This is a genomic window from Nonomuraea cypriaca, assembly GCF_015645445.1.
Taxonomy (GTDB): domain Bacteria; phylum Actinomycetota; class Actinomycetes; order Streptosporangiales; family Streptosporangiaceae; genus Nonomuraea; species Nonomuraea cypriaca.
The window spans coordinates 1-26,840 of sequence record NZ_JADOGI010000151.1 but is presented as its reverse complement, the minus strand read 5'-3'; the positions used below and the strand labels follow the sequence as shown (position 1 = coordinate 26,840).

29 protein-coding genes and 3 tRNA genes are annotated in these 26,840 nt (G+C 70.6%); 17 read left to right on the top strand and 15 right to left on the bottom strand.

Translation table 11 applies throughout. From position 1 onward, the window contains the following. On the bottom strand, positions 1-434 hold a 434-nt coding region (locus tag ITP53_RS37140; protein WP_195900144.1), incomplete at its 3' end, for an AraC family ligand binding domain-containing protein. A gap of 35 nt (positions 435-469) precedes the next feature. On the opposite strand from ITP53_RS37140, the gene ITP53_RS37135 reads away from it, so the two are divergent. Further along, entirely contained in the window at positions 470-1,249 is a 780-nt protein-coding gene (locus ITP53_RS37135; RefSeq protein WP_195900143.1) for a phytanoyl-CoA dioxygenase family protein, read from the top strand. A 37-nt stretch (positions 1,250-1,286) separates the two neighbouring features. Here ITP53_RS37135 and dusB read toward each other — a convergent pair whose 3' ends face one another. After that, positions 1,287-2,396 carry a tRNA dihydrouridine synthase DusB gene (dusB, locus tag ITP53_RS37130; protein WP_195900142.1) on the bottom strand — a complete coding sequence of 370 codons (1,110 nt, stop codon included), beginning with the start codon at positions 2,394-2,396 and terminating at the stop codon, positions 1,287-1,289. Positions 2,397-2,480: 84 nt separating this feature from the next. Between dusB and ITP53_RS37125 the strand changes: the two genes are divergently transcribed. The 4 genes from ITP53_RS37125 (at position 2,481) to ITP53_RS37110 (ending at position 3,397) form a co-directional block, all read left to right on the top strand. Next, positions 2,481-3,116, top strand: coding sequence for an ACT domain-containing protein (locus tag ITP53_RS37125; RefSeq protein ID WP_195900141.1), 636 nt, complete (start codon positions 2,481-2,483; stop codon positions 3,114-3,116). A gap of 42 nt (positions 3,117-3,158) precedes the next feature. Then, positions 3,159-3,230 (top strand) — tRNA-Gly (locus ITP53_RS37120). A 17-nt stretch (positions 3,231-3,247) separates the two neighbouring features. Beyond that, positions 3,248-3,321: transfer RNA gene (locus ITP53_RS37115), tRNA-Cys, on the top strand. Between the two features lies 1 nt (position 3,322). Continuing rightward, a tRNA-Val gene (locus tag ITP53_RS37110) sits at positions 3,323-3,397 on the top strand. Between the two features lie 75 nt (positions 3,398-3,472). Here ITP53_RS37110 and pstS read toward each other — a convergent pair. Beyond that, on the bottom strand, positions 3,473-4,543 hold the full coding sequence (gene pstS / locus ITP53_RS37105) for a phosphate ABC transporter substrate-binding protein PstS (protein ID WP_195900140.1): 1,071 nt from the start codon (positions 4,541-4,543) through the stop codon (positions 3,473-3,475). A 175-nt stretch (positions 4,544-4,718) separates the two neighbouring features. Here pstS and ITP53_RS37100 point away from each other — a divergent pair, with 175 nt between their 5' ends. Both ITP53_RS37100 and ITP53_RS37095 read left to right on the top strand, forming a co-directional pair. After that, positions 4,719-4,991, top strand: coding sequence for a VOC family protein (locus ITP53_RS37100; protein ID WP_328816982.1), 273 nt, complete (start codon positions 4,719-4,721; stop codon positions 4,989-4,991). Between the two features lie 18 nt (positions 4,992-5,009). Continuing rightward, the gene (locus ITP53_RS37095; RefSeq protein WP_195900138.1) at positions 5,010-5,738 is read left to right on the top strand and encodes a DUF6348 family protein; all 729 of its coding nucleotides are present in this window, start codon (positions 5,010-5,012) and stop codon (positions 5,736-5,738) included. A gap of 16 nt (positions 5,739-5,754) precedes the next feature. Here ITP53_RS37095 and ITP53_RS58245 read toward each other — a convergent pair whose 3' ends face one another. Together ITP53_RS58245 and ITP53_RS37080 are read right to left on the bottom strand one after the other, a co-directional pair. Beyond that, positions 5,755-7,506: an ABC transporter permease gene (locus ITP53_RS58245; protein WP_236051558.1), complete on the bottom strand. Its 1,752-nt coding sequence runs from the start codon at positions 7,504-7,506 to the stop codon at positions 5,755-5,757. Continuing rightward, the gene (locus ITP53_RS37080) at positions 7,506-8,834 is read right to left on the bottom strand and encodes an extracellular solute-binding protein (RefSeq protein ID WP_328816979.1); all 1,329 of its coding nucleotides are present in this window, start codon (positions 8,832-8,834) and stop codon (positions 7,506-7,508) included. The genes ITP53_RS58245 and ITP53_RS37080 overlap by 1 nt, the downstream gene beginning before the upstream one ends. A 341-nt stretch (positions 8,835-9,175) precedes the next feature. On the opposite strand from ITP53_RS37080, the gene arfA reads away from it, so the two are divergent. Continuing rightward, a complete protein-coding gene (arfA, locus tag ITP53_RS37075) occupies positions 9,176-10,660 on the top strand; it encodes an arabinosylfuranosidase ArfA (protein WP_195900135.1) in 1,485 nt (494 codons plus the stop codon). On the opposite strand, the gene ITP53_RS37070 is transcribed toward arfA, so the two are convergent. Then, complete coding sequence (locus ITP53_RS37070; protein WP_456238109.1) at positions 10,657-11,676, bottom strand: LacI family DNA-binding transcriptional regulator; 1,020 nt, start codon at positions 11,674-11,676, stop codon at positions 10,657-10,659. The genes arfA and ITP53_RS37070 overlap by 4 nt on opposite strands. A 172-nt stretch (positions 11,677-11,848) precedes the next feature. On the opposite strand from ITP53_RS37070, the gene ITP53_RS37065 reads away from it, so the two are divergent. The 3 genes from ITP53_RS37065 (at position 11,849) to ITP53_RS37055 (ending at position 15,195) form a co-directional block, all read left to right on the top strand. Then, complete coding sequence (locus ITP53_RS37065) at positions 11,849-13,027, top strand: glycosyltransferase family 4 protein (RefSeq protein ID WP_195900134.1); 1,179 nt, start codon at positions 11,849-11,851, stop codon at positions 13,025-13,027. 146 nt (positions 13,028-13,173) lie between these two features. Continuing rightward, entirely contained in the window at positions 13,174-14,052 is an 879-nt protein-coding gene (locus ITP53_RS37060) for a D-alanyl-D-alanine carboxypeptidase family protein (protein WP_195900133.1), read from the top strand. 87 nt (positions 14,053-14,139) lie between these two features. Then, positions 14,140-15,195, top strand: a complete 1,056-nt coding sequence (locus tag ITP53_RS37055) for a WD40/YVTN/BNR-like repeat-containing protein (protein ID WP_195900132.1) — start codon at positions 14,140-14,142, stop codon at positions 15,193-15,195. A 45-nt stretch (positions 15,196-15,240) separates the two neighbouring features. Here the strand turns inward: ITP53_RS37055 and ITP53_RS37050 are convergent, their stop codons facing one another. Further along, positions 15,241-15,870 carry an alpha-ketoglutarate-dependent dioxygenase AlkB gene (locus ITP53_RS37050; protein WP_195900131.1) on the bottom strand — a complete coding sequence of 210 codons (630 nt, stop codon included), beginning with the start codon at positions 15,868-15,870 and terminating at the stop codon, positions 15,241-15,243. A 171-nt stretch (positions 15,871-16,041) separates the two neighbouring features. On the opposite strand from ITP53_RS37050, the gene ITP53_RS60605 reads away from it, so the two are divergent. After that, on the top strand, positions 16,042-16,806 hold the full coding sequence (locus ITP53_RS60605) for a VOC family protein (protein ID WP_195900130.1): 765 nt from the start codon (positions 16,042-16,044) through the stop codon (positions 16,804-16,806). Positions 16,807-16,846: 40 nt separating this feature from the next. Here the strand turns inward: ITP53_RS60605 and ITP53_RS37040 are convergent, their stop codons facing one another. From ITP53_RS37040 to ITP53_RS37020, 5 genes are all read right to left on the bottom strand, one after another. Continuing rightward, entirely contained in the window at positions 16,847-17,317 is a 471-nt protein-coding gene (locus ITP53_RS37040) for an SRPBCC domain-containing protein (protein ID WP_195900129.1), read from the bottom strand. Beyond that, a complete protein-coding gene (locus tag ITP53_RS37035) occupies positions 17,310-17,648 on the bottom strand; it encodes an ArsR/SmtB family transcription factor (RefSeq protein ID WP_195900128.1) in 339 nt (112 codons plus the stop codon). The genes ITP53_RS37040 and ITP53_RS37035 overlap by 8 nt, the downstream gene beginning before the upstream one ends. 54 nt (positions 17,649-17,702) lie before the next feature. After that, positions 17,703-18,455 carry an SDR family NAD(P)-dependent oxidoreductase gene (locus ITP53_RS37030; RefSeq protein WP_195900127.1) on the bottom strand — a complete coding sequence of 251 codons (753 nt, stop codon included), beginning with the start codon at positions 18,453-18,455 and terminating at the stop codon, positions 17,703-17,705. Between the two features lie 82 nt (positions 18,456-18,537). Next, entirely contained in the window at positions 18,538-18,903 is a 366-nt protein-coding gene (locus ITP53_RS37025; RefSeq protein WP_195900126.1) for a DUF2203 domain-containing protein, read from the bottom strand. Positions 18,904-18,912: 9 nt separating this feature from the next. Beyond that, positions 18,913-19,584 carry a GntR family transcriptional regulator gene (locus tag ITP53_RS37020; RefSeq protein ID WP_328816973.1) on the bottom strand — a complete coding sequence of 224 codons (672 nt, stop codon included), beginning with the start codon at positions 19,582-19,584 and terminating at the stop codon, positions 18,913-18,915. A 99-nt stretch (positions 19,585-19,683) separates the two neighbouring features. Between ITP53_RS37020 and ITP53_RS37015 the strand changes: the two genes are divergently transcribed. The 3 genes from ITP53_RS37015 to ITP53_RS37005 all read left to right on the top strand — a co-directional run bounded on the left by ITP53_RS37015 (position 19,684) and on the right by ITP53_RS37005 (position 22,582). Then, a complete protein-coding gene (locus tag ITP53_RS37015; RefSeq protein WP_195900125.1) occupies positions 19,684-21,018 on the top strand; it encodes an MFS transporter in 1,335 nt (444 codons plus the stop codon). Positions 21,019-21,282: 264 nt separating this feature from the next. After that, a complete protein-coding gene (locus ITP53_RS37010) occupies positions 21,283-21,990 on the top strand; it encodes a sirohydrochlorin chelatase (RefSeq protein WP_328816970.1) in 708 nt (235 codons plus the stop codon). A 43-nt stretch (positions 21,991-22,033) separates the two neighbouring features. Further along, positions 22,034-22,582: a GNAT family N-acetyltransferase gene (locus ITP53_RS37005; protein WP_195900124.1), complete on the top strand. Its 549-nt coding sequence runs from the start codon at positions 22,034-22,036 to the stop codon at positions 22,580-22,582. A gap of 128 nt (positions 22,583-22,710) precedes the next feature. Here ITP53_RS37005 and ITP53_RS60600 read toward each other — a convergent pair whose 3' ends face one another. Next, positions 22,711-23,772, bottom strand: coding sequence for an amidohydrolase family protein (locus tag ITP53_RS60600; protein WP_207756963.1), 1,062 nt, complete (start codon positions 23,770-23,772; stop codon positions 22,711-22,713). Positions 23,773-24,011: 239 nt separating this feature from the next. Further along, positions 24,012-24,215, bottom strand: a complete 204-nt coding sequence (locus tag ITP53_RS36995; RefSeq protein ID WP_195900122.1) for a hypothetical protein — start codon at positions 24,213-24,215, stop codon at positions 24,012-24,014. A 14-nt stretch (positions 24,216-24,229) separates the two neighbouring features. On the opposite strand from ITP53_RS36995, the gene ITP53_RS36990 reads away from it, so the two are divergent. Both ITP53_RS36990 and ITP53_RS36985 read left to right on the top strand, forming a co-directional pair. Then, on the top strand, positions 24,230-24,685 hold the full coding sequence (locus ITP53_RS36990) for a hypothetical protein (RefSeq protein WP_195900121.1): 456 nt from the start codon (positions 24,230-24,232) through the stop codon (positions 24,683-24,685). 106 nt (positions 24,686-24,791) lie between these two features. Beyond that, complete coding sequence (locus ITP53_RS36985) at positions 24,792-25,052, top strand: hypothetical protein (protein WP_195900120.1); 261 nt, start codon at positions 24,792-24,794, stop codon at positions 25,050-25,052. Positions 25,053-25,125: 73 nt separating this feature from the next. Here ITP53_RS36985 and ITP53_RS36980 read toward each other — a convergent pair. Further along, positions 25,126-26,840, bottom strand: a 1,715-nt coding sequence (locus tag ITP53_RS36980) for a CHAT domain-containing protein (protein WP_207756961.1), incomplete at its 5' end; no start/stop codon positions are given.

Here is a 26,840-nt window from a genome sequence, read left to right as displayed (position 1 = left end):
GTGGTGGGGGGTGCGCCGGGGATCCAGCGGGCGTCCTGCAGCGCACGGCGGAAGGCCGCGTCGATGCGGGCGTGCACGCCAGACGGCACGCCGGCCACGAGGTGGCAGCCGGCCGCCCTGGCGTACGGACCGAGCCATGCCCCCCACGACGGCCGGGGCTGGAAGTGCACCCACCAGAACCGCCATCGGTCCGCACCCGCCAGGACCCGGTAGTGCTGCGCCGCCCCCGACCCGAGGACCGCCAGATCCCCCGCCTCCACCGCGAACGACGCCCCGCCCTGCTCGACGAGCCCCGCGCCCGCCTCCGTCCACAGCAGCAGCCAGCTGGGCGAGCCGGCGGGCCGGCGGTGGCCGTATCCGGCCGTCTTGTCGTAGTGGCCCACGATCATCAGCTCGGCAGCAGGAACAGACAGGTCCTCAGCGGTCTCGGGCATACTGTTCACCGATCCCGCTCTCTAGCGTGGAACACATGAGGCTCAACGACTTCCACGATCAGGGGTTCCTGCTGGTGCCCGGTCTCCTCGCGCCGGAGGAGGTGGCCGAGCTGCGCGACGAGTTCATGACGCTGCACGCGAAGGGCCCGATTCCGGGACACTTCTCGCCCCAGCCGCAGGTGCCCGGCCAGCCGTACGACATCCTTCGTGAATACCCGCGCATCATGCACCCCCACCAGGTGAACGACGTGGCCCTGCGGTATCTGCTCGACGTGCGCTTCGCCGCGATACTCCGCGACATTCTAGGAGAGGAGCCGATAGCAGCCCAGAGCATGTTCTACTTCAAGCCGCCGGGCGCCAGGGGCCAGGCGCTGCACCAGGACAACTTCTACCTCCGGGTCGAGCCGGGCACGTGCGTGGCCGCGTGGGTGGCGCTCGACCGGGTGGACCGGGCGAACGGCGGCCTCGAGGTCGTGCCGGGAACGCACCTCATGGACCTGTTCTGCCCGGAGGAGGCCGACCAGGACATGTCGTTCACGAGGGAGTACGTACCCCCGCCGCCCGGCCTCGAGCGTGTGCCGGTGAACATGGACCCCGGCGACGTCCTGTTCTTCAACGGCAGCCTGGTGCACGGCTCGGAGCCCAACAGCACCGGTGACCGGTTCAGGCGCAGCTACATCTGCCACTACGCCGGCCGCTCGGCGGAACGCATCTCGGAGTACTACTCCACGCTCACGATGGCCGGCGAGCCCGTTCGCCTGGAGGCGGCGGCCGGCGGCGGCCCGTGTGGCACGGAGGTCACCGGCCCGCACTAAGAGCTGTTTCCTGGATCAGGTTAGCCGCACGCGACCGCTAGCCGCCGGATATTTCGGACTCGGCGTCTTCGGGCACCACCGAATCCCACGGGTCGTCCAGCCACCCCTCCGGAAGGAGCACTTTCGACCGCTCGCCCGACTTGCCCCGTGGCGTGTCCGTGTTCGGCGGCCACGGCTGGTCGTGATCCAGCTTCGCCAGCCCGTCCCGCAACCGGTCCAGCGACTCGGCCGTGGCCAGCTCACGCCGCAGTTCGCCGCCGACCGTGAACCCCTTCAAATACCACCCGACATGCTTGCGGAAGTCCGCGATCGCGTATCGCTCGACGTCGAAGCACTCGGTCAGCCCCTCGGCGTGCCTGGCCATCATCCCGGCCACCGCGCCGAGCGTCGGCCTGGTGCGCTCCGGGTCGCCGTCGAACGCGTTCGCCAGATCCCTGAACAACCACGGCCGCCCGAGGCACCCCCGTCCGACGACGACGCCGTCGCACCCCGTGCGCGCCACCATCCGCAACGCGTCGTCGGCGGACCAGATGTCGCCGTTGCCCAGCACGGGGATCTCCGGCACGGCCTCCTTCAGCCGCGCGATGGCCGCCCAGTCGGCGACGCCGCCGTAGTGCTGCCTGGCCGTGCGGGCGTGCAGGGCGATGGCCGCGACGCCCTCCTCAACGGCGATCCGCCCCGCGTCCAGATAGGTCAGGTGATCGTCGTCGATGCCCTTGCGCATCTTCATCGTCACGGGCAGCGGCCCCGCGTTCGCGACCGCCGCCCGCAGGATCCGCCGCAGCAGATTCCGCTTGTACGGCAGCGCGGACCCACCCCCGCGCCTGGTCACCTTGGGCACCGGGCAGCCGAAGTTGAGATCGACGTGATCGGCCAGGTCCTCCTCGACGATCATCCGGACCGCCCGCCCGACGACGTCGGGGTCCACGCCGTACAGTTGGATGCTCCTGGGCCGCTCGGACTCGGCGAACCTGATCATCCGGAACGTCTTGGGATTGCGCTCGACCAGCGCCCGCGTCGTGATCATCTCGGACACGAACAATCCCGCGCCCTGCTCCCGGCACAGCACACGGAACGGCGCGTTCGTGATGCCCGCCATGGGCGCGAGCACCACCGGCGGCCACACCTCGATCGGCCCAATCTTCACCCGCACAGTTGTAGCGCAGGTCAGGCCGCGAGCGGTATTTCGCCGATAAGCTGTTATCCGGCATCTTCGGTTGAGGGGACACGGATGCTTCTTCGAGTACGCCTGACGCTGCCCGACCGGCCGGGCTCGCTGGCTCAGGTGACGAAGGTCCTGGGCGCGGCGGGGGCGGACATCACTCAGGTGACCGTCCTCGAAAGGGGCGCGGGCCAGGCCGTCGACGACATCACCGTCTTCTGCCCGGAAGGCACGCCAAGGCAGGCCCTGGTCAAGAGCCTGCAGGACGTCAAGGGTGTGGTGGTCGAGGGCGTCTGGACCACCAGGGAGGCGCCCGGCACCTACCCGGAGCTGGAGATACTCAAATACATCACCACGGCGGGCGACCGGGCCCTGACCACCTTGATCGACTCGCTCCCTGTGCTGTTCAGCGCCGACTGGGCCGCCACCACGGCCGGCCCCCGCGTCGTCTACGCGAGCTGGCGCGCCCCGCAGGAGCTGGACCTCCCGGAGCAGCCGCCGTCGCGCCCGGCGGCCATCACGCTCGCGGACGGCCTGCACGCCATCCACGCGCCGCTGCCGCCGCTCGCGCTCGCCCTGCTCCTGGCCCGCTCGGAAGGCCCCGCCTTCCACCGCATCGAGGTCCACCGCCTCACCAGGATTCTGGAGATCTTCCTCAGCCTGCCCGCCACGGAGCGCAGCGTGGCCCGCCAGCTGCAGAAGTAACCATCCGGTCGGAAAACCCGCTAGAGTTGAGCGCGTAACAACGCGGAAGTGGCTCAGTGGTAGAGCATCACCTTGCCAAGGTGAGGGTCGCGGGTTCGAATCCCGTCTTCCGCTCGGAGTGATTTGGGCTCGGTGGCGTGGCCGAGAGGCGAGGCAGCGGCCTGCAAAGCCGTCCACACGGGTTCAAATCCCGTCGCCACCTCCAAGGACGATTAGCTCAGCGGGAGAGCGCTTCCCTGACACGGAAGAGGTCACTGGTTCAATCCCAGTATCGTCCACCAGCCCCAGAAGCCCCGATTCCCGGCGCACGCCAGGAGTTCGGGGCTTCTTGTCGTCTCTCCATGCCTCCCGCTCGGTCAGCCTTGGGCGCCGAGGTGGGCGCGCACCTTGGTGAGGAGGTCGTGCGGAAGCGGGGCGTAGCCGTACAGGGAGAGGTATGACTGGCCGGCGTCGCCCGCGGTGTAGCGCAGGAACGTCAGCACCAGCGGCCCTGGCTTCCTCGAGCAAATGATCTCGTACGTGACCAGGACGATGGGGTAGGCCCCCTTGGCTTTGGTCAGGTAGTCGAACTCCACCACCAGATCATCGTTCTTGCCGACGATCCTGGCACCCTCCAGGGCCTTGCTGGCGCTCTGGGGCGAGAGTTCGACGAACTGACCGGAGGCGTTGCGCACCTCGGCGGTGTGCAGGCGGGCGTTGCTGGCGAATCCGTACTCCACGTATCCGATGGACCCCGTGGTGTGCTGGATGGCCTGCGTGACCCCCTTTGACCCCGCGACGCCGTGCCCGGAGCCGGTCCACCTCCTGGATGGCTGGTGCGGCCAGCGGCCTGCCACCTTGAGATAGTTGGTGAAGTTCTGGGTCGTGCCTGAGTCGTCGGATCGGTGGAAGAGGTAGATGCCGGTCCGGGGCAGGCGCATGCCGCGGTTGTCCGCGGCGATCTCCGGGGCGTCCCATCTCGTGATCCGGCCGCTGAAGATGCCGGCCATGGTGGTGGGAGAAAGCTTCAGATTCGGCATGGACGGCAGGTTGTAGGCCAGCGCGATGGGGCCGATCACCATGGGCAGGTGTACCGCGTGGCTGCCACAGCGCCTGTCGGCTCGCGCCTGCTCACAGGGTTGCATCGCGACGTCGGAGCCGGCGAACGAGGTGCCGCCCGCGATGAAGTCGCGGATGCCGGCCCCCGATCCGTTGCCCTGGTAGTTCACCCGGAGGTCGGGGTGGATCCGCTGGAACTCGGCCCGCCAGGCGTCCATCGCGCCCTCCTGCGCGGTTGAGCCGGACCCGGAGATCGACGCGGCGGCCGGAGGCTTCGGGGGCACGTCGTCGCGGGTCAGTATCGCGGCACCAGCCAAGCCGGCAGCGCAGGCGGCCACGATGAGGGCGGCGATCAGCCCCAGCCAGGCGCTCCATGTCAGCTTTGCCATGCCGCGAGGCTATGAAGTGATGATGACGCTCACATGAATCACCCACCAAGCCCCTGGCCACATAAGCCCATGTCATCGTCAAGCCGGCTTATGATCGCCTTCTTCAAGGCGCTCATAGGCGTGCTTCCATCAGAACGACCGTCGGGGAGTCACCGTGGTGAGGGCGAATCTTGTAGTGATCTATACCACTAAGATGGAGGAGTGCCGGGCGTTCTACGCCTCTCTCGGGCTGGAGTTCCGCGCCGAGCGGCATGGCGACGGGCCGCCTCACTACGCGGCGGTGCTCGGTGACGGGTTCGTCGTCGAGATCTACCCCGCCGCCGGCGGCAGGGAGACCGGAGCGTTGCGGCTCGGATTCGAGGTGACCGGGCTGCCCGATCATCCGCCGGGGCGGCAGGTGCTCCTTGATCCCGACGGCCGTGCGGTGGAGGTGCACGTACGCGGCTGACGGCAAGGGAGACAGGACATGGACGAGGTACGCCTGCCGGACGCGACAGTCCTCGCCATGGTGGCCGGTCACCTGTCGGCGGCCACGGGCCGGCCATGGGACGTCGGGGACGGCATGGCCAAGGGGCCAGGCACGGCCGGCGTCGTGCTGGGTGACGACCACACGGGCAGTCCCGGCCACCTCGACCTCGACTTCGTACTGGACGTCGGCCGTCCTCAGGACACCACGATCAGCGACTGCGTCGCCGGGTACGGCGGCACCACCGAGGAGGCCGTCGACCGGGCCATCCAGATCTGGCTGGGCACCACCGGCAGCGCGCTGCTCGAACTCCTGGCCTTCCGTGACGGCCCGGACCCGGCCACCCCGGACGGCTTCCCCGGCGCGTACGCCGGCCACTTCGCCCCCGACGACCCCGACGGCTTCCCCGGATGGCACGCCGTCCACGGCGGCATCATCGGCTGGGGCACCGGCGACGACCACGACGCCGTGCAGCGCTGGGCCGTCGGCACCGCGCTACTCCCCCACCTGGCCCCCGCGCTGAAGGGCACGTTCGGGCGCGACCACCTGATCGGCGTCAAGGCGTTCTTCGGCGGCGGCCAGGGCGGTGAGACGGCCGAGATCCGGGCCAACGGCGCCCATCACGAGGCCGGCTCGCAGGCCCTCGCCGCCCTCGACTGGCCACGGCCCGCGAGCGGCCTCGCCTACGCGCGCACCTTCATCCTGCTCCTGCACGACGAAACCGACTGAGTGATGTCGAGTCCCGTCACTGCCCGGCCAGGCCGGTGTGGGCGACGCCGCGGACGATCTGGCGCTGGAAGAGCACGAAGACCACCAGCAGCGGCAGGCCGGCCAGCACGACCGAGGCCATGATCTGCGCGTACCGCAGGCCGAACGTGCCCTGCACCACGTTCGCCAGACCCACCGGGAGCGTCATCGTGTTCGGGTCGGTGGACACCAGGAACGGCCAGAGGAAGTTGTTCCACGTCGAGATGAACGTGAAGATCGACACCGCGGCCAGCACCGGCCGGGACAGCGGCAGCACGATGGTGAAGAACACCCGCCACCGCCCGGCCCCGTCCACGAACGCCGCCTGCTCCAGCTCGGGAGGCACGTCCTGGAAGAACTTGAACAGGATGTAGACGATCAGCGGCGCGGCCACCTGCGGCAGGATGATCGCCCACCAGGTGTCGACCAGGCCGAGCGAGACCATCTCGGCGAACAGCGGCGCGATCAGCACCTGCGGCGGCACCATGATCCCGGCCAGGATGAGCCCGAGCAGCACTCGCTGCCCCTTGAACTGCGTACGGGCGAACCCGTACGCGGCCATCGCGGAGAACAGCACGGTCAGGAACGTGACGATCAACGCGGTGACCGTCGAGTTGATCGCCCACTTGACGATCCCCCCGGTCCCGAGGACCAGCGCGTACGAGTCGAAGGTGATCTCGCTGCCGAACCACTGCAGCGGGATTATCGTGGTCTCGTCCTCGGGCTTGAGCGAGGTTGCCACGGCCCAAGCCATGGGGGCGAGCCAGACGGCCGCCAGCACCAGCGCGACCACCAGCAGGACGAGCTGGCTGAAGGTGAACCGCTTGGTCATGACGAGGCCTCTTCCCGCTTGCGGAACAGCCGGAGCTGCACCAGGGAGATGATGACGATCAGGACGAACAGGATGTAGGAGACGGCCGACGCGTAGCCGATGCGGTAACCGGTGAAGCCGACGTCGTAGGCGTATTCGATGATGGGTCTGGTGGAGTCGTCGGGGCCGCCGCCGGTCATGAGGTAGATCTGGTCGAAGACCTTCAGCGACGCCAGCAGCTGCAGCACCACGATGGAGCGCGGTCGTGCGGCCGAGCAGGGGCAGCGTGATGGAGCGCAGCTTGTTCCAGGCCGAGGCCCCGTCGATGGCGGCGGCCTCGTACAGGTGCTGCGGGATCGACTGCAGCGCGGCCAGGTAGAGCAGGAAGTTGAAGCCCACCGTCCACCAGACCGTGGTCAGCACCACCGACCACATGGCGGTGGACGGGTCGCCCAGCCACAGCACGTCGGTGCCCAGCGTGCCGTTGAGCAGGCCGTAGTCGAACGGGTAGATCATCTGCAACCACAGCAGCGACACCACGGCGGACGGGAGCAGGAACGGCCCGAAGAAGGACAGCCGCCACAACCACTGCACGAACCGCAGGTGGTGCACCAGCAACGCGAACCCGAGCCCGAGCAGCACCAGCGGGATCGTGCTCAGCACGGTGAAGACCAGCGTGTTCCACAACGAGCGCCACATCCGGGGATCGCCGAACGCCTCGGCGTAGTTGGCGAACCCGACGAGCCCGTCGTTGGTGCCCGCGATGTTGACGCTCGACAGGCTCATCCGGAAGCCGAGGATGACCGGCCAGACCAGGAAGGCCACGTAGATCAGCAGGAAGGGCGCGACGAACAGCAGCCCGTGCTGCGTCCATGCGCGCCGGACCTTGGCCTTGGCGACGGGGGCGGCGGTCGCGGGGGGCGCGACGGTGGCGGTCATCATCGCTCCTGGGCAGGGAAGGGGTTCGGGGCGGACAGCAACCGGTTCAGCGACGCCTTGGCGGCGGCCAGGCCCTCCTCGGGGGTCCGCTGCCCGCTGATGACGAAGGAGAACGCCTCGCCGAACTCGATCCACAGCCTCGAGGCCGACCCCGCGAACCACACCTGCGGATCGAGCGCGACCTCGGTGATGACCGAGCGGTACTCCGACTGCGGCTGCAGCGCCAGGTAATCCGGCTGCTCCAGCGTGGGCAGGTAAGCGGGCACGTGCCCGGCCACGGCCCAGTCGGCGCTGTTCTTGATGAGGTACGCGATGAACCGGTACGTGGCCCGCTCGACCTCGGGGTCCCTGTCGCGCTGGTGCGGCAGCACGAACGCGTGGCAGTCGGCCTGCGCCGCCCCGGTGCCGAAGACGTTGGGGAAGCGGGTCATGCTGAACGGCGTCTTGCGCTCCTTGAGCCCGATGGTCTCCCAGTCCCCGTTCCACAGGAAGGCGCTCTGGCTGTTGGTGAAGTTGGCCACCGAGGCCCCGTAGTCGGTACGCCAGTCGCACAGCCCTTCCTGTCCGAGCCGCCGCATGAACCGCAGCGCCTCCAGCGCTTTGGCATCATCGATGGTGATATTGGTGCCGTCGTCGGAGAGCAGCGTGCCGCCGCTCTGCGGGTAGAGCGACCACCACACCCGCCACGGGCCCACCGTGCCGAGGCCGAGCGCGTCCAAGGCCAGCGGCGGCTTGCCGCCCATCGCCTCCTTGGCCTTGGTCAGCTGGGCCACCAACTCCTCGACGCCCTGGGTGGGCAGCAGCTTGCCGTCGGAGCCGAGCAGGCCGGCCTTGCCGCAGATGTCGGTGTTGTAGTACTGCACCATCGGGTGGGCGTCGAACGGGATCGCGTACAGCACGCCGTCGAGGTGGGCCCGCTCCCAGATCGGCGGGGAGAAGTCGGTGGCGCGCAAGCCGTTCTCCTCCAGCAGTTCCACATTGATGGGGTCGAGGATCGCGCCCGCGCCGATCCCGGCCAGCCGCGCGAGGTGGAAGCTGGCCAGGTCGGGCGAGCGCCCGCCGGCGCCGGCCATGGCGATCTTCGTGTAGAACGGCTCGCCCCACTGGAGCACGTTCTCCTCGACGAAGACGTCCGGGGTGTCCTTGGCGAACGCCCCGACCATCTGGTTCATGATGATGCCGTCGCTCGCGCTCAGGAAGTGCCAGAACTTGACGCGGGTCTGGGACGAGCCGAGCCCCACGGGGATCGCGCATCCCGTGGCGGCGGCGCCGACGAGGGCGAGGCCGCCGAGGAGATGCCGGCGAGAGATGTCGGGGGGACCTTGCACAGTGGCCACTTCCTTCACCGGGCTGTCGCTTGGCCGTTGTGTTCTCGGTGACAAGAGTGTGTTCTCGGTGACAAGAGAGGGGTCCATGGCAGGCATGAACCGGGCCTCGGGCGCCGGCTGCCACGAGGGCGAGGCGAGCCACCGGGTTGCGGGAACTCACCGCACGGACCCCGATGTTTCGTTGGGGTTACCCGAGTGTTAGCGGTAACACCCGGCATGTCAAGGCCCCTCGGGAAACCGCTTGCCGCCCGTCCGGCCCCGATCGCGGGCCCCTTGACCCGATCCACTGATAACGCTAACAATCTTGAACGACGTAACGCCTGCGAAACAGGAGCATCCCGGTGCATCAGGCCAAACTCACGCTCGATCCCGCGTTCAAGGTCGCTCCGGTGCGCCGGCGCACCTTCGGCACGTTCGTCGAACACCTCGGGCGATGCGTCTACACCGGCATCTACGAGCCGGGCCACCCCACCGCCGACGAGGACGGCTTCCGCCGCGACGTGCTGGAGCTGACCAGGGAGCTGGGCGTGTCCACGGTCCGCTACCCGGGCGGCAACTTCGTCTCCGGCTACCGCTGGGAGGACGGCGTCGGCCCGGTCGAGAGCCGCCCGCGCCGCCTCGACCTGGCCTGGCACAGCACCGAGACGAACGAGGTCGGCGTCGACGAGTTCGTACGCTGGTGCCGCAAGGCCGGCGTCGAGCCGATGATGGCGCTCAACCTCGGCACCCGCGGCCTCGAATCGGCCCTGGACCTGCTGGAATACTGCAACCACCCGTCCGGCACGGCGCTTTCCGACCAGCGGGTGGCCAACGGCTCGAAGGAGCCGCACGGGATCAGGATGTGGTGCCTGGGCAACGAGATGGACGGCCCGTGGCAGACCGGCCACAAGACGGCCCGCGAGTACGGCCGGCTGGCCGCCGAGACGGCCCGCGCCATGCGCATGGTGGACCCGTCCCTGGAGCTGGTCGCCTGCGGCAGTTCGGGCTCCGGCATGCCGACCTTCGGCGCGTGGGAGGCCACGGTGCTGGAGGAGGCGTACGACGTGGTCGACTACATCTCCTGTCATGCGTACTACGAGGAGAAGAACGGCGACCTGGGCAGCTTCCTGGCCTGTTCGACGAACATGGAGTACTTCATCTCCTCGGTCGCGGCCACCGCCGACCACGTCGGCGCCCGGCTGAAGTCGCGTAAGCGGATCGACATCTCCTTCGACGAGTGGAACGTCTGGTACATGTCGCGGTCCCGGGACAGGCAGCCTGACTGGCCGGTCGCGCCGCCGCTGCTGGAGGACCACTACCACCTGGCCGACGCGGTGGCGTTCGGCGGCCTGCTGATCACGCTGCTGCGCAACAGCGACCGGGTCACCGCCGCGTCGCTGGCCCAGCTCGTGAACGTGATCGCGCCGATCATGACGGAGCCGGGCGGGCGGGTGTGGAGGCAGACCACGTTCCATCCGTTCGCGCAGGCGTCCAGGCTCGCGGCGGGCGACGTGCTGCGGGTGGAGGCGAGCTCTCCGGCGTACGAGACGGCCGACTACGGCGAGGTGCCGCTGCTGCACGCGGTGGCCACGCACTCCGACGAGGGCACGACGGTGTTCGCCGTGAACCGCTCGGCCGACCGGCCGCTCTCCTTGGAGATCGACACCCGGGCGCTCGGCGGCGTGCGCGTCGTCGAGGCCACCACCCTGACCGACACCGACGTGTACGCCCGCAACACCGCAGACGACCCCGATCGGATCGCGCCCAGGCCCAACGCGGACGTCGAGCACGACCCGGCGCGCGTCCTGCTGCCCCCGGTCTCCTGGAACGTGATCAGGCTGGCCTAACGGTCTCTCGGCGCGGCGCCGGTGCTCTCCCTGACGACGAGCTCCGGCTCGATCAGGCGCCGCGCCTCGGGCTCCACCCCGGCCATCCGGTCCAGGAGCAGGTGGAAGGCGTAGCTGCCGACCTGGCCGAAGTCCTGGCGCACGGTCGTCAGCGGCGGCCAGAAGTAGGCGGACTCGGGGATGTCGTCGAACCCGGCCACGCTCACGTCCTCGGGCACCCGCCGCCCGGCCTCGCGCAACGCGCGCAGCACGCCGAGCGCCATCTGGTCGTTGGCCACGAACACGGCGGTGACGCCGGGCTCGCCGGCCAGGCGGCGGCCGAGCTGGTAGCCGGAACGCGAGCTCCAGTCGCCGCGCAGGACCTCGGGCACCGGGCGGCCCGCGGCCTCCAGCACGCCGCGCCAGCCGTCGATGCGGCCGTTGGCGTCGAGCCAGTCGGCCGGGCCCGCCACGTGCCACACCGTCTCGTGGCCGAGGCTGAGCAGGTGCCTGGTCGCGCGGGCGGCGCCGGCCGCCTGGTCGACCTTGACCACGGGCACGGGGATGTCGTCGCCCGCGTCGACCGCGACCACCGGCATCTCGGCCGGCAGGTGGCGCAGCCCGTCGGAGGCCGACTCGTGCGGCGCGACGATGATCACGCCGTCGACGGCCTGGGCGCGCAGCCGCTGCACGCCCTCCTCCATCGACTTGCGGTTGAGCGAGCTGAGGCTGGCGATGCTGACGTTGTAGCCGGCGTGCCTGGCGGCCCGCTCGATGCAGTAGAGCGTGGCGGCGGGGCCGTAGAGGGTGGTGTCGATGCTGACCACGCCGAGCACGCCGGAGCGGCCGGTGACGAGCTGGCGGGCGGCCTGGTTGGGCCTGTAGTCGAGCTCGCGGACGGCGGCCAGCACGCGGGCGCGGGTCTCGGCGCGCACCCGGTCGGGCGCGTTGAGCACACGCGAGACGGTCATGGCGGAGACACCGGCCAGCACGGCGACGTCCATGAGCACCGCAGGTCTGCTTTCCCTGGATCTCACCGCGGTTCACCCCCTGGCGGTAACGCTAACAGCCCGAGGGGGTGAGCGCGCGGATGCTCAGGCCGGTCGCAGGGACCACAGCTGGCAGTTGTCGTTCAGCCAGCTCCACTGACGTGCCCGCGGACCGTGGTTGCCAGGTAACTGCCAGGAACGCTCGGTAACCTGCCTCCACGTGAAGATCCGCTACCTCCTGCTGCACGCCTTCGGCATGGGCGGCACCATCCGCACGGTCGTCAACCAGGCGAACGCGATGGCCGCGGCCGGACACGACGTCGAGCTGGTCAGTCTGGTGCGGCGGCGCGACAGGATGCGGTTCACGCTGGACCCGCGGGTGGCGGTCGTCACGCTGGTCGACCAGCGCGCCGGCCGGCAGCCCGACTCGGTCCCGCGCAAGGCGTGGCGCCGGATCCGCGGCAAGCTGGTGCCGCCGGGCGAGTTCGCGGCCGCGCAGTTCACCGAGCGGGTCGAGTGGGCCGCCATGGAGTACGTCTCCAAGCTGCGCGACGGCATCCTGGTCACCACACGGCCCGCGCTGAACCTGATCTCCGCCCGGCGCGCCCCCAAGAGCGTCATCAGGGTGGCCCAGGAGCACATGAACCTGTCGGCGTACCCCGACGGCATCCGCAGGGAGATCGCCCGCCACTACGGGCGGCTCGACGCGGTGACCGTGCTGACGCGGACGAACCGGCTCGAGTACCAGCGGCTGCTGCCACGCACCCCGATCGTGCAGATCCCGAACGCGGTGCACAAGGTCGACCAGGAACATTCCCGGCAGGTGAACCCCGTCGTGGTCGCGGCCGGGCGGCTGGTGCCGCAGAAGGGGTTCGACCTGCTCATCGAGGCCTTCGCCCAGGTGGCGGCGGAGCATCCGGACTGGCGGCTGCGCATCTTCGGCACCGGGCCACGCGGTGTGGAGCTGCGCGGGCTGATCGACCAGCACGGGCTCGGCGGCCACGTGACGCTGCCAGGCCGCACCGACCGGTTGGAGAAGGAGCTGGCCGACGCCTCCGTGTACGCGCTCAGCTCGCGGTTCGAGGGCCTGCCGATGGTGATGATCGAGGCCATGACGCACGCGTTGCCTGTGGTGGCCTTCGACTGCCCGACCGGTCCTGGCGACGTGCTGACCGACGGCGTGGACGGGGTGCTCGTGCCGCCCAGGGACGTGGCCGCGCTGGCCGCCGCGCTGAACCGGGTCATCGCCGGCAGGGAGTCGCGAGTGCGTATGGGTGCGGCGGCGGCGGAGACCTCGCGCGCCTACGGGCCTGACCTGGTGATGCCAATGTGGGAGGATCTGTTCTCGGAGTTGCTGCGGGGTGAGCGCGTGGCCGACAACTTCTGGTCCGACCGGTAGCCGGTGACCCAGATCACAATTTCCCCCATATCCCGAAAAATTTACCTTTACCGGATTTCCCTATTTTTAGGGCTTCTGGGCGTTTCGTGGGGATTTTTACCTTAATTCGGTAAAAGTAGCCTTAAGGGGACGGCACTCTTGGGCGCATGCGTATCCGGAAAGCTCGTCTGGCCCTCGTGGCAGGCACGCTTGCCCTGGCCACAGGGTTCGGCATGCCCGCGTACGCCCAGGTGCCCGCTCCCCTGGCCGCCTCCGTCATCGAGAACGCGCCGTCCGTGTACGGCCGCGCCGCCTACCTGATGGACGCCTCGACCGGCGATGTCCTGTTCAGCAAGGAACCCGCCGAACGTCTGCCCATCGCCAGCATCACCAAGACGATGACCGCCTATGTCGTACTGAAGTCCGCCAAGCCCAGCGACGTGGTCAAGATCGCGTACGAGGACATCGCGTACGCGCGGGAGGGCGGCGCCACCACCGCCGGCCTGCGCCCCGGCGACCGGCTCACGGTCGGCGAACTCCTCTACGGCCTGCTGCTCCCCTCCGGCGCCGACGCCGCCCACGCCCTGGCGCGCACGTACGGGCCTGGCGTCAACGGCTTCGTCGCCAAGATGAACGCCACCGCCCGCGAGCTCGGCATGAACGACACCCAGTACGTCAACGCCGACGGTCTGCCCGAGCCCGGCAGCGACGGCTACTCCACCGCCAGGGACCAGTCCGTGCTGGCCGCCAAGGCGCTGCAGGTCCCGCTGATAAAGAAGGTGGCCGGCACGCGGCGGCACTGGCTCGACGCGACGGACCAGCACCGCTCGTACAGCTGGCGCAACACCAACCGCCTGCTCGGCACGCCGGGCGCCATCGGACTGAAGACCGGCTTCACCCGCGCGGCCGGATACACCCTGGCGTTCGCCGGCGAGCAGGACGGGCACCGGCTGGTCGGCGTCCTGCTCGGCGAGTCGGTCTCCAGCCGCCGCTTCACCACGGCCGCCGAACTCCTGTCCTGGGGCACCTCCCAGAAGTCCGCCTGACAGCGGGCTTGTGGCACGGGGCGCCGCTGACGGCACAGCCCTCTCAAGCCATGGACGGTGTTGATCCTTTGAGTTAGTTTGCCCGACATGAAGCTTCGATTCGCGTTGAGCGCGTTGTCAGCGGCCATCGTGCTCGCCGCCCCGCTGCCCGCCCACGCCGGCACACCCGAGCTCGGCTGGGACCTCAAGGAGACGGGAGTGACGTCGCGCCTGCGCGGGCTGTCGCCCGTCAGCCGCCACGTGGTGTGGGCGTCGGGATCGGATGGCACGGTGCTGAGGACCGTGGACGGCGGGCGTACCTGGGAGAACGTCTCCCCGCCCGGCGCCACCGCACTCGAGTTCCGCGACATCGAGGCGTTCGACGCGCACCGGGCCGTCGCGCTGTCCATCGGCGAGGGTACGGACTCGCGCGTCTACCGGACCGAGGACGGCGGGCGTACCTGGGCGGAGACGTTCATGAACGACGAGCCGCAAGCCTTCTACGACTGCCTCGCCTTCTTCGACAAGCGGCACGGGCTCGCCATGAGCGACCCGGTGGACGGCAGGTTCCGGATCCTGGCCACCGGGGACGGGGGGCGGAGCTGGGAGGTGCTGCCTTCCGCCGGCATGCCGGAGGCGCTGCCGGGTGAGGCGGGGTTCGCGGCGAGCGGGCAGTGCCTGGTCACGGCGGGCGGCCGGGACGTCTGGCTGGCCGCCGGCGGCGCGGCGCGGTCACGGGTGTTCCACTCGGGCGATCGCGGGCTCACCTGGACGGTGGCCGACACGCCGATCCCGGCCGGCGACCCGGCGCGAGGCGTCTTCGGGCTCGCCTTCCTCGACCGTCACCGGGGCATCGCGGTCGGCGGCGACTTCCGCCCCGACCAGCCCTCACCCGCCGCCGGCGCGGTCACCGGGGACGGCGGCGCCACCTGGCGACCGGCCGCCACCCCTCCTCCCGGTTACCGATCAGGCGTGACCTGGCTGCCGCACCTGCCCACCGCCGCCCTCGCGGTGGGACCCTCAGGGAGCGACGTGACGTATTCGAGCGGCCGGACCTGGCACACCTTCGACACGGGTTCCTTCGACACGGTGTCCTGCACCCACGACCTGACCTGCTGGGCCGCCGGCGAACGGGGCCGCCTCGCCAAGCTGACCTTGAGATGACACGACCCCGGCGTATGCGCGGGGCGGCGCAGGGGTCAACGGCGGTCAGCGGACGCCGCGGGGGCGGAATTGGATGCTGACCCGGGGGCCCGTCGGACGGGTGGTCTTGGGGATGGCGTGCTCCCAGGTGCGCTGGCAGCTGCCGCCCATGACGATCAGGTCGCCGTGGCCGAGGTCGCGGCGGATCGAGTGGCCGCCGCCGCGCGGCCTGAGCAGGAGCGGGCGGGGGCTGCCGACCGAGACGATGGCGACCATCGTGTCCTCCGTGCCGCCCCGGCCGATCGTGTCGCCGTGCCAGGCCACGCTGTCGCGGCCGTCGCGGTAGAAGCAGAGCCCGGCGGTGCGGAACGGCTCGCCGAGCTCCTCTCCGTAGTGAGCGTCGAGCGCCCGTCTGGCGTCGTCGAGCACCGGGTCGGGCAGCGTCTCGTCCTCGTCGTAGAACTTGAGCAGCCGTGGCACGTCGACGACCTTGTCGTACATCCGGCGCCGCTCGGCCCGCCACGGCACCACCTCGGCCAGCCGCTCGAACAGGGTGTCCGAGCCCGACAACCAGCCCGGTCTCAGGTCGATCCAGGCACCGTGGTCCAGGTGCGTGCGGCGAACCGTGGAGCCGAGCGGGCCGACACCCAGCTCGTCGTCGAGATCGAGCAGAGACGCTTGGAACAGGCCTGTCATGGTGCCGAGTCTACGCCATCCTTCAAACACGCATTCGACTTCGGTCGTGGGTCGTATTTTGCCGTGGGTCGTGCCAGGCTGGCATGGGCCGGATACGAGTGGCGTCGCCCTCAGACCGCACCGTGAGGTGAAGAGGCCACCCACCGCTTCGTCACACGAAGGGAGCACGCCGTGCTCACCACCCACTACCTACCGGGCACTCCCTGCTGGATCGACGCCACCAGTCCCGACCTGGACGCGTCCGTGGCGTTCTACGCCGGGCTGTTCGGCTGGCGGTCCGTCTCACTCGGGCCCGAGCACAGGGACTATCGCCTCTGCCAGATCGACGGCAAGACGGTCGCCGGCATCCAGCGGGCCAGGGCGGACAACGCGGACCCGGCCTGGCTGACCTACTTCTGGACGCCCGACGCCGACGCCATCGCCAAGACGATCGAGCAGGCGGGCGGCGCGGTCACCGCCCCGCCTCTCGACATCCAGGGCCAGGGCCGGATGGCGGTGTGCGCGGATCCGGCCGGGGCCGCGTTCGCCGTGTGGCAGCCCGGCGCGAACAAGGGCCTAGGCATGGTCACCGACCCGGGCTCGCTCGGCTGGGTGGAGCTGCACGTGCCCGGTCACGCCCCCGTACGCGCCTTCTACGAGGCGGTCTTCGGCTGGTCCATCACCGACATGCCAATGGGCGACTTGCCCTATCCGGTCATTTTTCCCGCCGAGGGCGGTGAGATGTCCGCGGTGGGCGGCATCGCGGAGCTCCAGCCCGGCGACCACCCCCACTGGCTGCCCTACTTCGAGGTGCCCGACTGCGACGCCACGGTGTCCACGGCCCAGCGGCTCGGGGGCACGGTGTGGGCGCCCGAGACGGTGGACGAGGTCGGGCGGATGGCCTTCCTCGCCGACCCGCACGGCGCCAGGTTCGCGGTCATCACCAGCTCGGCCTGACGCCGACAGCACCTCTACGTAAGCAGCGCGAACCGGCGGTTCAGTGGGCGGCGAGGAGTTCGGCGAGGCGGTCCATGGACTCCCTGCCGCCTCTCGGGCCGTCGGCCCTGATGATGGCGTCGCGGGACTCCACCGACTGGTGCACGGACTGGGCGGTGTACCGGGTCCCGCCGGCCTCCGGCGTCAGCGTGACCGTCTCCAGCGCCACGTCTCCGGGCGCGCCCTCGAACTCCCACGTCCGCACGAACCGCTCCGGTGGCACGACGTCGTGGTAGACGCCGCCGAAGAAGTACTCCCTGCCGCGCGCGTCCACGTTGACGTAACGCCACCGGCCGCAGGGCCTGACCTCCATGCGGTCGACCCTGGTGGTGAGGAAGCGCGGCCCCCACCATCGCGGGATCAGCCCCGGGTCCGTGACCGCGCCGAACACCACCTCCGGCGGCGCGTCGAAGTGCCGGATCATGATGACGTCCTGCCGGCCGGGCTCGATGACGAATTCGGTGTCACCCACGGTCTTGTCCCTCCTGGATCCTCTTGATCTCCTGGTCGAGGCGGTCGAAGCGGTCGGTCCAGCGCGAGCGGTAGCGATCGATCCACTCCGACGCGCCCTCCAGCGGGGCCGCCTCCAGGCGGCACGGCCGCCACTGCGCGTCGCGGCCCCGGCTGATCAGCCCGGCCCGCTCCAGCACCTTCAGGTGCTTGGAGACGGCCTGGAGGCTCATGTCGAACGGCTCGGCCAGCTGGTTGACCGTCGCCTCCCCCTGGGCCAGCCGGGCGAGGATGGCCCGCCGCGTCGGGTCCGCCAGGGCGGCGAAGGTGCGGCTGAGCTGGTCGTCTGGCATCCGGGCAGGTCTTTCTGTCAGGTACGCGCGGGCGGCGAGGCCCCGTTGATCACCCTAGTGGTCCACGATCGCGCCGCAGGAGATGTTCACCGTCGCGGAGGTCATGGTCCGGGCCCGGTCGGAGGCCACGAACGCGGCGACCTCGCCCACGTCGGCGAGGGTCGCGGTCCGCTTCAGCAGGGTCGGCTCGGCCAGCGCGGCGGTGAGCTCGTCCTTGGCGGTGAAGTCCGCGGGCAGGCTCTCCGGGATGCCGCCGGTCACCATGGTGACGACGCGTACGCCGTACGCGCCGGCCTCGCACGCCCACTGCCGCCGCATGCTCTCCATGGCGTCGAGCGAGACCTTGAAGCCGCCGAGCCCGGGCGCGGTCTGGGGCCCGCCGCCGCCGAACATGAGGATCACGCCGGACCCGCGCGGGATCATGTGCCTGACGGCGGCCCTGGTGGTGAGGAACTGCGTCCTCGCCGCCACCTCGATCGGCCGCAGGAACTCCGCGACCGAGATCTCGGCCAGCGGCCTCTGCACGTCCTGAACCCCGATGACGTTGAACGAGACGTCGATGCCGCCCGCCTGCGCGGCCACGGAGTCGGCTAAGGCGTCGACCGCTTCCTCGTCCAGGGCGTCGACCTGCGCGGTCTCCGCCGTGCCACCGGCCACGCGGATGTCGGCCGCGACCTTGTCGAGTGTGACCGGGGTGCGGCCGGCGAGGAAGACGCGGGCGCCCTCGCGGGCGAAGGCCCGTGCCGCCGCGCCGCCGATGGACCCGCCTCCGCCGTAGACGACGGCGACCTTGTTCTGCAGGAGCATTGTATTCAACCTCTCGGTTTATCAACCTATCAGTTGAATATAGGGCGTCAGGCGTCCTCGTCAAGGGGTCGTACTCAGCGAATCAGCGCGGCAAGGGGCGGCGGCCGGCGAAGCCCAGCTCAGTGCGGTGGTACCAGCCGAGCTCCGGCTCCCCTTCGATCCAGCACAGGCGGACGGACACCCCGTCGAGCACCGAGGGGAAGTCGACGAGCACCGGCGCGATGCCCTTCACCTCGATCCCCTGCTCGGTCCACCCGCTGAGGATCTCCTCGATGCGGGCCTCGAGCCCCTTGATCTCCGGGAGGCCGCCGAGGCCGGACGCGCCCGTGGCCTGCCGGTCGTAGGCGATCTCGGCGAGGTCGGCGCGGGCGGAGATCACCTCGCCGACGTCCTCGATCAAGCCGGGCAGCAGCGAGCGGGCCTCGTCGAGGGTGAAGAGCCGGTCCATGGGCACACGTTAGCGGTTGGGCTCGTACGCGTGGACGAGCAGCCGCTCGGCGTGGTCGAGGTAGTCGTCGAGGTACGCGGCCGCCTTGTCGTACTGAGCGGACTCGATGAGGGCCACCAGCGTGCGGTTGCGGTCCACGAACGGCTCGTGGAAGGCGCGCGGGTTCTTCATCACGTGGAAGACCAGGCGCAACTCGGCCAGCAACTGGCGCATGGCCTCGTCGATCCTCGGACTGTCGTTGAGCGAGACGAGAGCCTGGTGGAAGCGGATGTTGGCGGTCCCGACCCCCTGCCAGTCGTCTTCGGCGGCGGCCCGCTCGGCGTCGGCCACGGCCACCCTGATCACCTCGAGCGCCTCCTTGGGCGGCGTCCTGCGCACCGCCGCGCCCTCCAGCACCCGGCGCACCCGGTAGAGGTCCAGCACGTCCTCGACGGACGGCAGCCGGACGAACACCCCCCGGTTGAGCTTGTGGTCGAGCAGCCGCTCGTGCCCGAGCAGCCGGAACGCCTCGCGCAGCGTGTTACGCGACACCCCCAGCGCCTCGGAGATGGACTCCTCGGAGAGCCGCTCGCCAGGCTGGAAGAAGCCCTGGATGATGCGCTCGCGCAGGATGTCGGCCACCCGCTCGGCCGTGCTGCTGCGTCCCAGTCGGGGCCGGTCCTGAGAGAGATCAGCAAACACGTTGTCCACAATTAACAGGGAATCATGGAGCAAACCTCTTGTCGAATTGTTCAACGATCCTTACGTTGAATCTATCTCCCCAATGACAAGGAGCATCCGATGCCAGGCTCCAAGCAACAGACCCGGCGGGTGATCCTCGCCAGCCTGATCGGCACGTCGCTGGAGTGGTACGACTTCTTCCTCTACACCACGGCGGCCACCCTGGTCTTCCCCGCGCTGTTCTTCCCGTCACTCGATCCGCTCAACGCGACCCTGGCGTCGCTGACCACCAACGCCGTCGCGTTCGTCGCGAGGCCGCTCGGCGGGGTGGTGTTCGGCCACTTCGGCGACCGGGCCGGCCGCAAGACCGTGCTCGTGGTGACGCTGCTGGTGATGGGCGTCTCGACGTTCCTCATCGGCGTGCTGCCCGGTTACGCGAGCGTCGGCGTGCTCGCGCCGGTCCTGCTGGCGGTGCTCAGGTTCGCGCAGGGGCTCGGGCTGGGCGGCGAGTGGGGCGGCGCGGTGCTCATGTCGCTCGAGCACGGCGACGGGCGGCGGCGCGGCTTCAACGCGAGCTGGCCGCAGGTCGGCGTGCCCGCCGGCTATGTACTGGCCACGGGGCTGCTCACGATCCTGTCGTTCACGATGTCCGACGCGGAGTTCCTGTCGTGGGGCTGGCGGGTGCCGTTCCTGCTGTCGGGCGTGCTGGTGTTCCTGGGGCTGTGGGTGCGGCTGCGGGTCTCCGAGTCGCCGCTGTTCGCCGAGGTCGAGCAGCACGGCGCCAAGGCGAAGATGCCGCTGGTCGAGGTGCTGCGTACGCACCCGCGCGCGCTGCTGTCGGCCTTCACCGCGCGGATCGGCGTCGACGTGGCCTTCTACACCTTCACCGCGTACATCATCGTCTACCTCACCACCCAGCTGGAGCTGGATCGCTCGGTGGCGCTGAACGCGGTGCTGATCGGCTCGGCGCTGCAGCTCGTCCTCATCCCGCTGTTCGGCGCGCTGTCGGACCGGGTGGGCCGGCGGCCGGTCTACCTCGCCGGCGTGGTGGGCGCGGCGGTGTGGGTGTTCGCGTTCTTCCCGCTGCTCGACAGCAAGTCGTTCCCGCTGATCGCGCTGGCCGCCGTGGTCGCCCTCGTCACGCACGCCGCCATGTACGGCCCGCAGGCCGCGTTCATCGCCGAACTGTTCAGCACGCGGCTGCGCTACAGCGGCGCGTCCATGGGCTACCAGGTGGCCGGCATCGTCGGCGGCGCGCTGGCGCCGATCATCGCGGTCCAGCTCTTCCAGATGTACGAGACCACGGTGGCGGTGTCGGTCTACGTGGTTGTCGCCCTGGCCATCACGGCCGTGGGCCTGGCCATCGCGCCGGAGACCCGCGACGTCGACATCGCCGCGGAGCCCGAGCTCGCCGCGCCGCCCCGGCTGCCCGGCCAGGTCGGTCCGTTCGCCTGACGTTCCCCCTCCCTCGTCCCCTCGCTTGTCCTCTTCGCTCGCCGCGGAAGCCGCGGGCGGCGGCTGCCAACGCCGCCCGCGTGGCGGACCTTCCGGACGTTTTCCGCTGTCTTCATGTGATGTCGATCACAGGGCTTGGGGTGTGACGGAATCGCCACCTATTCACATAACAACCACCCCTGAATAGGCATAAACTGCCCGCTTGTGAGCCTGCCTGTACGTGAACGCGCCCCCCGGCCGGGCGGCGGTCGCCACCGTCGCCCCGTGCCCACGTCCCTGCCGCCCGATGCCCCCATGCTCGTGCTCGCCGCCCCAGGCGGGGCCACGGGCGTGGCCGAGGAGATCGCGGCCGTCGTACGCGTCGACAACCCGCAGATCGAGGTGCGACTGGCGAGCGTCACCGGCCTGGCAGACAGCCTGCCCGCAGGCCGCCAGGCCGTCGTGGTGCCCCTGCTCACCTGGGAAGATCCCGTCGTCATGGCGGAGATCGGCAAGGCGGTCGCGGCCAGCGGCTCCGGGGCCGTCGTGACCGAGGCGCTCGGGCCGCACCCGCTGCTGGCCGAGGCGCTGCACATCAGGCTCGCCCAGCGCGGCCTGGCCAGGGCGGACCGCGTACGCCTGCTGAACGTGTCCAGCCCCGTCGACGCCGTCATCCTCGGCACCGTGGGCGGCGAGCGCGCGGTGCACGCCGTACAGGCCACGGCGGTGCTGCTGGCCTCCAGGCTCACCCTGCCGGTGGTCGCCGCCTCCCTCGACAGCGAGCCCGGCGTCGGCGCGGCGGCGCAGCGGCTGCGCGGGGCCGGCGCGGAACGGCTCGCCATCGCGCCCTGCCTGATCGGCCACGAGGCCCCGCAGGGCATCGTGGAACGGGCCGCCGGGGCGATCGGCGCGGGACACGCGGAGCCGCTCGGCCCGCACAGCGCCGTCGCGGAACTTGTCGCGCGAGCTTACGGCAGTCAACTCGCTACTTGACAAGGGCTTGTAAAGATCGCCGGACCCGAGTTACGTTCTGTGCGTGCGGCGGGTGGTGTGCAACGGCGAGCGACTCTGCCTTCGTGAGGTCACCGAGGCGGATGTGGCGTGCCTCCACGCCATCTACGGCGACGCCACCGTGACGCAGCACATGCCGTTCGGGCCGCGTACCATGCGGGAGGTCGCGCGGCTCATCGACCAGGCCATGGAGGCCGCCGCCGCGGAACCGCGCCGGCTGTACGTGCTCGCCGTGGTCGACACCGAGCGCCGCGACGTGATCGGGGTGGCCCGGCTGAGCATCGAGGCCGACCGTCCGCACAGCGCGGAGATCGGCTTCGGACTCCATCCCCACCAGTGGGGGCGGGGAATCGGGACGGATCTCGTACGACTGCTGCTGGCGTTCGGGTTCAAGCAGCTCGGGCTGCACCGCATCTGGGGCGCCCGGTCGCCCTCCAACCTCCCCGCCCAGCTCGCGATGCTGACGGCCGGGATGGTCGAGGAGGGCCGGATCCGGCACCACGTGCACACTCCGCTGGGCTGGCGCGACTCGATCGTGCACTCCGCACTCGACGACGAGTGGATCGAACGCTGACCCCGTCCCCCGGCGCGGTTCCGTCAGCGGACCCGGCGACCTCCCCGGCGCGGTTCCGTCAGCGGACCCGGCGACCTCCCCGGTTCGGTTCGGTCAGCGGACCAGGCGGCTCCTCCAGTGTGGTTGGGTCAGCGGACCAGGCGACCTCGCACGATGACGCGGCTCGGGTGCTCCAGGGCGTCGAGGCTGCTGCGGGGGTCGGTGTCGAAGGCAAGGATGTCGGCGGGCGCGCCTTCCTCGATGCCGGGCAGGCCGAGCCACCCGCGAGCCGTCCAGGACGCGGCGCCGACCGCGACGTCCGCGGGCAGACCGGCCTCCGCCAGCCATCGGATCTCATCGGTGAGGTGCCCCGGCGGCAGGTCGGTGCCCGCCAGGACGGTCACTCCGGCCTCGTACGCGGCGCGGATCAGGCCGGGATGCCGCCGCCATCCCTCGCCGAACCACGTACGCGTGCCGACCGGCACCTGCGGATCCTCCATCAGCGGCGCGAGCCGCGCGAAGGTCACCGCGGTGGGAACCAGCGCCGTCCGCTGGGCAGCCATGGTCTCCAGCAGGCGCTCGGGCAGGTGCATGCCGTGCTCGACGGAGTCGACGCCGGCCGCGACCGCGGCGGTCCCGCCGTCGGCGTGCTGGGAGTGCGCCGCCACCCGGCCGCCCGCTCGCCGGACCGCCCGCGTCGCCTCGGCCACGACCTGGGCGGACATGGTGGCGGCGTACCCGCCGTCGTCCGTCAGCCAGTCGACGATGAGCTTGCACCAGCCGCCCGAGGCGCGCGACTCCTCCACGGCGGCCGCCGGGATCCGGTCCGCCGGTAGCGGGCGGCCCCAGCCTGGGAAGAACCCTCCCTCCGCGGCGACCGCCAGGCCGGCTCCCCACACCCGCGGAAGGCTGGGATCGTCGCCGAACCAGGACGGGAGCCGTCCCGCCGACCCCGGCACCCGCACCGCGGCTATCCCGGCCGCGCGGAGCTCGTCGCCGTGGGCTCGCAGCAGTGCTTCGTCCAGCGGTTCGCCGATCCCCGAGGTTCCCGGGTGGCAGTGCGCGTCGACCAGGCCCGGCATGAGGTAGCCGCCCTCGGCGATGGTCTCGGCGCCGGGGACCGGCGTGAACGTGATCCGGTCACCATCCACGTAGACGTCGCCCGGCTCGTCGCCCGGCAGGATGATCCCTCGCAGATGCCACACCGGCACGCTCATTCCTTTCGCCGTTCAACATCAACTGTCGCATATCGACCGACTGCACCGCCGCGATCGCCGCCGAGTTCGGGGCCAGGCGCTGCTCCGGGGCCAGGACGGCGGGCATCGCCGCGTGCGGGCCGGCGTCAACCAGCAGCTCGGCAGGCGGCAGCCGCCGACGACTTCCGCTCCTGACGACCGGCACCCCGCTGTGGGTCCTTGACCCTTCTGCCGTCGCGAACCCCTGCCTGCGGTCAGGGGCTGAGAAGTGCCGGATTCCCGGCAGGAGGGGCCTGGTCGGGCCAACCTCCGATCACCCTGGCGGCGACCTCCATGGGAGTGCCGAGGGTGCCCTCCACGGTGAAGTCCTGGACGTCGGCAGCGGGATGGGCGGCTGGGTTTCCGGAGTGGCGGGAGCGGGGAATGTCGGTGGCGCGCCCTACGATGAGGCTCCTCACGGAGGGATAGTCGCATGCTTGACTCGCTGATCGTGCCCCTGTTCGTCACCACGGACCTGCCGCCTGAGGCGGAGCTGGCCGAGTTCGGCGAGTTGCTCGCCGAGACGGCGCGCGTGCTCGGCCACGAGGGCTCGAGCTATGCGGCCTTCCTCGCGGGCAAGGTGTTCTGGCTGGACCGGCCCGTGCTGCCCGAGCAACGCCCGGCGGCCGAGGTGGAGCTGCGCTTCGCCGGCATGCTCGGCTATCTCGCCGCCGCCGGTCCCGGCCACACGTCGCGGGGCGTGGTCGGCGACGCGCGGCAGGCGATCGGCGAGGCCGTGGCGGGGCGCTACGGCGACGTGGGGGTCGCGCCGGCCGTGTTCGCGATCCGCGACCAGGACGTCCGCGAGCGCACCCCGGACTCCTCCCTCTACGTCGACACCCACGACGCGCCGGCCGAGCTGGTGACCGCGACGAAGTCCTACCTTTAGCCGGCGTCCTACCTTTTGGCCGGCGTCCTGCCCTAGCCAGCCGTGCCCGGCTCGTGCGATCGTGAACGATGATCCTTTTCGGCCCGGCATTTGAGGAGGTTCCGGCATGGCGATTCTCGGCGCGATCTGCTTCGGGCTGGTGATCGGGTGGATAACGTACCGGACGCTGCGCCGCAGGGAGGGTTCGGTCGGGCTGACCGACCTCGCCACCGTGCTGGCCGCGGTGGGCGGCGGTGCGGTGACGGCGCTGTTCGATCTGCCTGACGTGTTCGGCGCGTACGCGGTGGGGCTGGCCGTCGGCTTCTTCGGCTACCTGGTCGCGGCCACGCTCATGCCTGACTCGAAATGGATGGACCACCAGCCCTGACGTGGTTCGTCGCCGTGTCGTGTCCTGCTGCCTGAGCTTCCCGCAGGTCGGGGACGCCGCTTCGGTGCCGAGGTCAGGGGAGGCCGGCCAGCACGTACGGGGCCCAGAGGCCGGGCTCGGCGGAGCCGTACAGGTCGCGGAGCTCCAGCACCGCTCCCCGTAGCGCCCGCGCCGGTCCTGTGCCGTCGCGGAGCCTGGTGTGGAAGTCGCGCACGAGGGCCCTGGTGATCTCGGCGGACACCGGCCAGAGGGTGAGGAGGACGGATCTGGCCCCGGCATGGAGGAGCGCGTGAACGAGCGCCGCCACGCCGTCCCCGGAGGCCGGGGTGCTCAGCGGGGTTTCGCAACCGGTGAGGACCACGAGTCTCGCGTTCAGGTTCATGGACACGATCTGGCGGGCGGTGAGGACGCCGTCGGCCAGCCTGATGCCCGAGCCGAACGGGTCCCGCTGGTCCAGCACGCCATGGCAGGACAGATGTATCACGTCCCACGAGCCGGCCTGCTGGGCTGCCGCGGTGGCGTCGGGGCCTGTGCCGGGATGGGTGACGTGCGGGTCGGCGGTGGCGTCCGGACCGGCATGGGACTGGGAACCTCGCATGGCCGCGGTGGCCTCCGGGCCTAGATGAGGCATGACCGTCGTCGTGTCCGGGCCGAGGTGAGGCATGGGCGCTGTGGCGTCCGGGCTTAGGCGAGGCATGGCCGCAGTGGCGTCCTGGCTGAGATGAGGCATGGCCGCGGTGGCGTCCGAGCCGGTATGGGGTTGGAACCCGAGCAGGGCTGCGGTGGCGGCCTGGCCGAGGTGCGGGTGGATGCCGAGCAGGGTGGCGGTGTCTTCCGCCGCGGCTTCGAGAGCGGGCCGGTCGGCGGGGTCCGCGGCATGGCCGAGCACCAGTGATCGGCTGCCATGTACCGGATCACGGCGGGCGAGGCGGGACAGGGTGGCCGCGGAAGGGGCGTAGGTCACGGGGAAGCGGTCGAATAGCGAGCGGCCGTCCGGGGCGAGGGCGTGGAGCGGGAGCCGGTGGAGCGCGCCGTGCGGGAGCAGGTGAAGGTGGTCGAGGTCGTCGCCGAGGGCTTCCAGCGCGTCCTTCATGAGTAGATCGGCCATGCGACGCCACACGCCGAGGCGGTGGCGGCGGGCGTCTATGTCCAGCAGCCCCGGCCGGTCGCCGCCGATGGTCGCGGCGAAGTCCGCCACCAGGGCCTGGTCGACGGTGGTGGCGAAGGCGCGCGGCTCCACCCAGCCGGTACGGTGCGCCAGCACGGTCACGGCGTCCGCGCCGAGGTAGAACCCAAGCATCCCGGTCTGGGGCGTACGTGCAGTGCTATGCCCACCCTGCCCCGCGGGATGCTCGCCCGCGGAGGGCCTGTCCTCGGCGGCCTTCCCTGGAGAGTGCCCGGTCTCGGAACGCCTGCCCTCGGGATGGCGGCCTGGTGAGATCAGAGCGTTCAGGTCGGACTTGGTCTGCGGGGTGCCGCGGTAGAGCGCCACGTCGTCGGCGGCGAAAGGCTCCAGGCGCCGCCATAACGCTTCCACCTCGGCCTGGGTCGCGCGGGCACGCCGAATGAGGGCCGCCGCCTGATCGGGATCGCGAATCCTGCACGCCGCCGCCGTGAGCGAACGCACCTGCGCCAGCCCACGCCCCCCAACCTCAAGCACTTCATCCAGCCCACGCCCCCCGACCTCCAACTGTTCAGCTGCGCCGCGCTGCCCGACCTCCAGGTGCTCGGCCGGCCCGCGCTGCCCGGCGGGCGGGGGGTCGGGGGGTGCGCCGGTCGGTGCGGGGC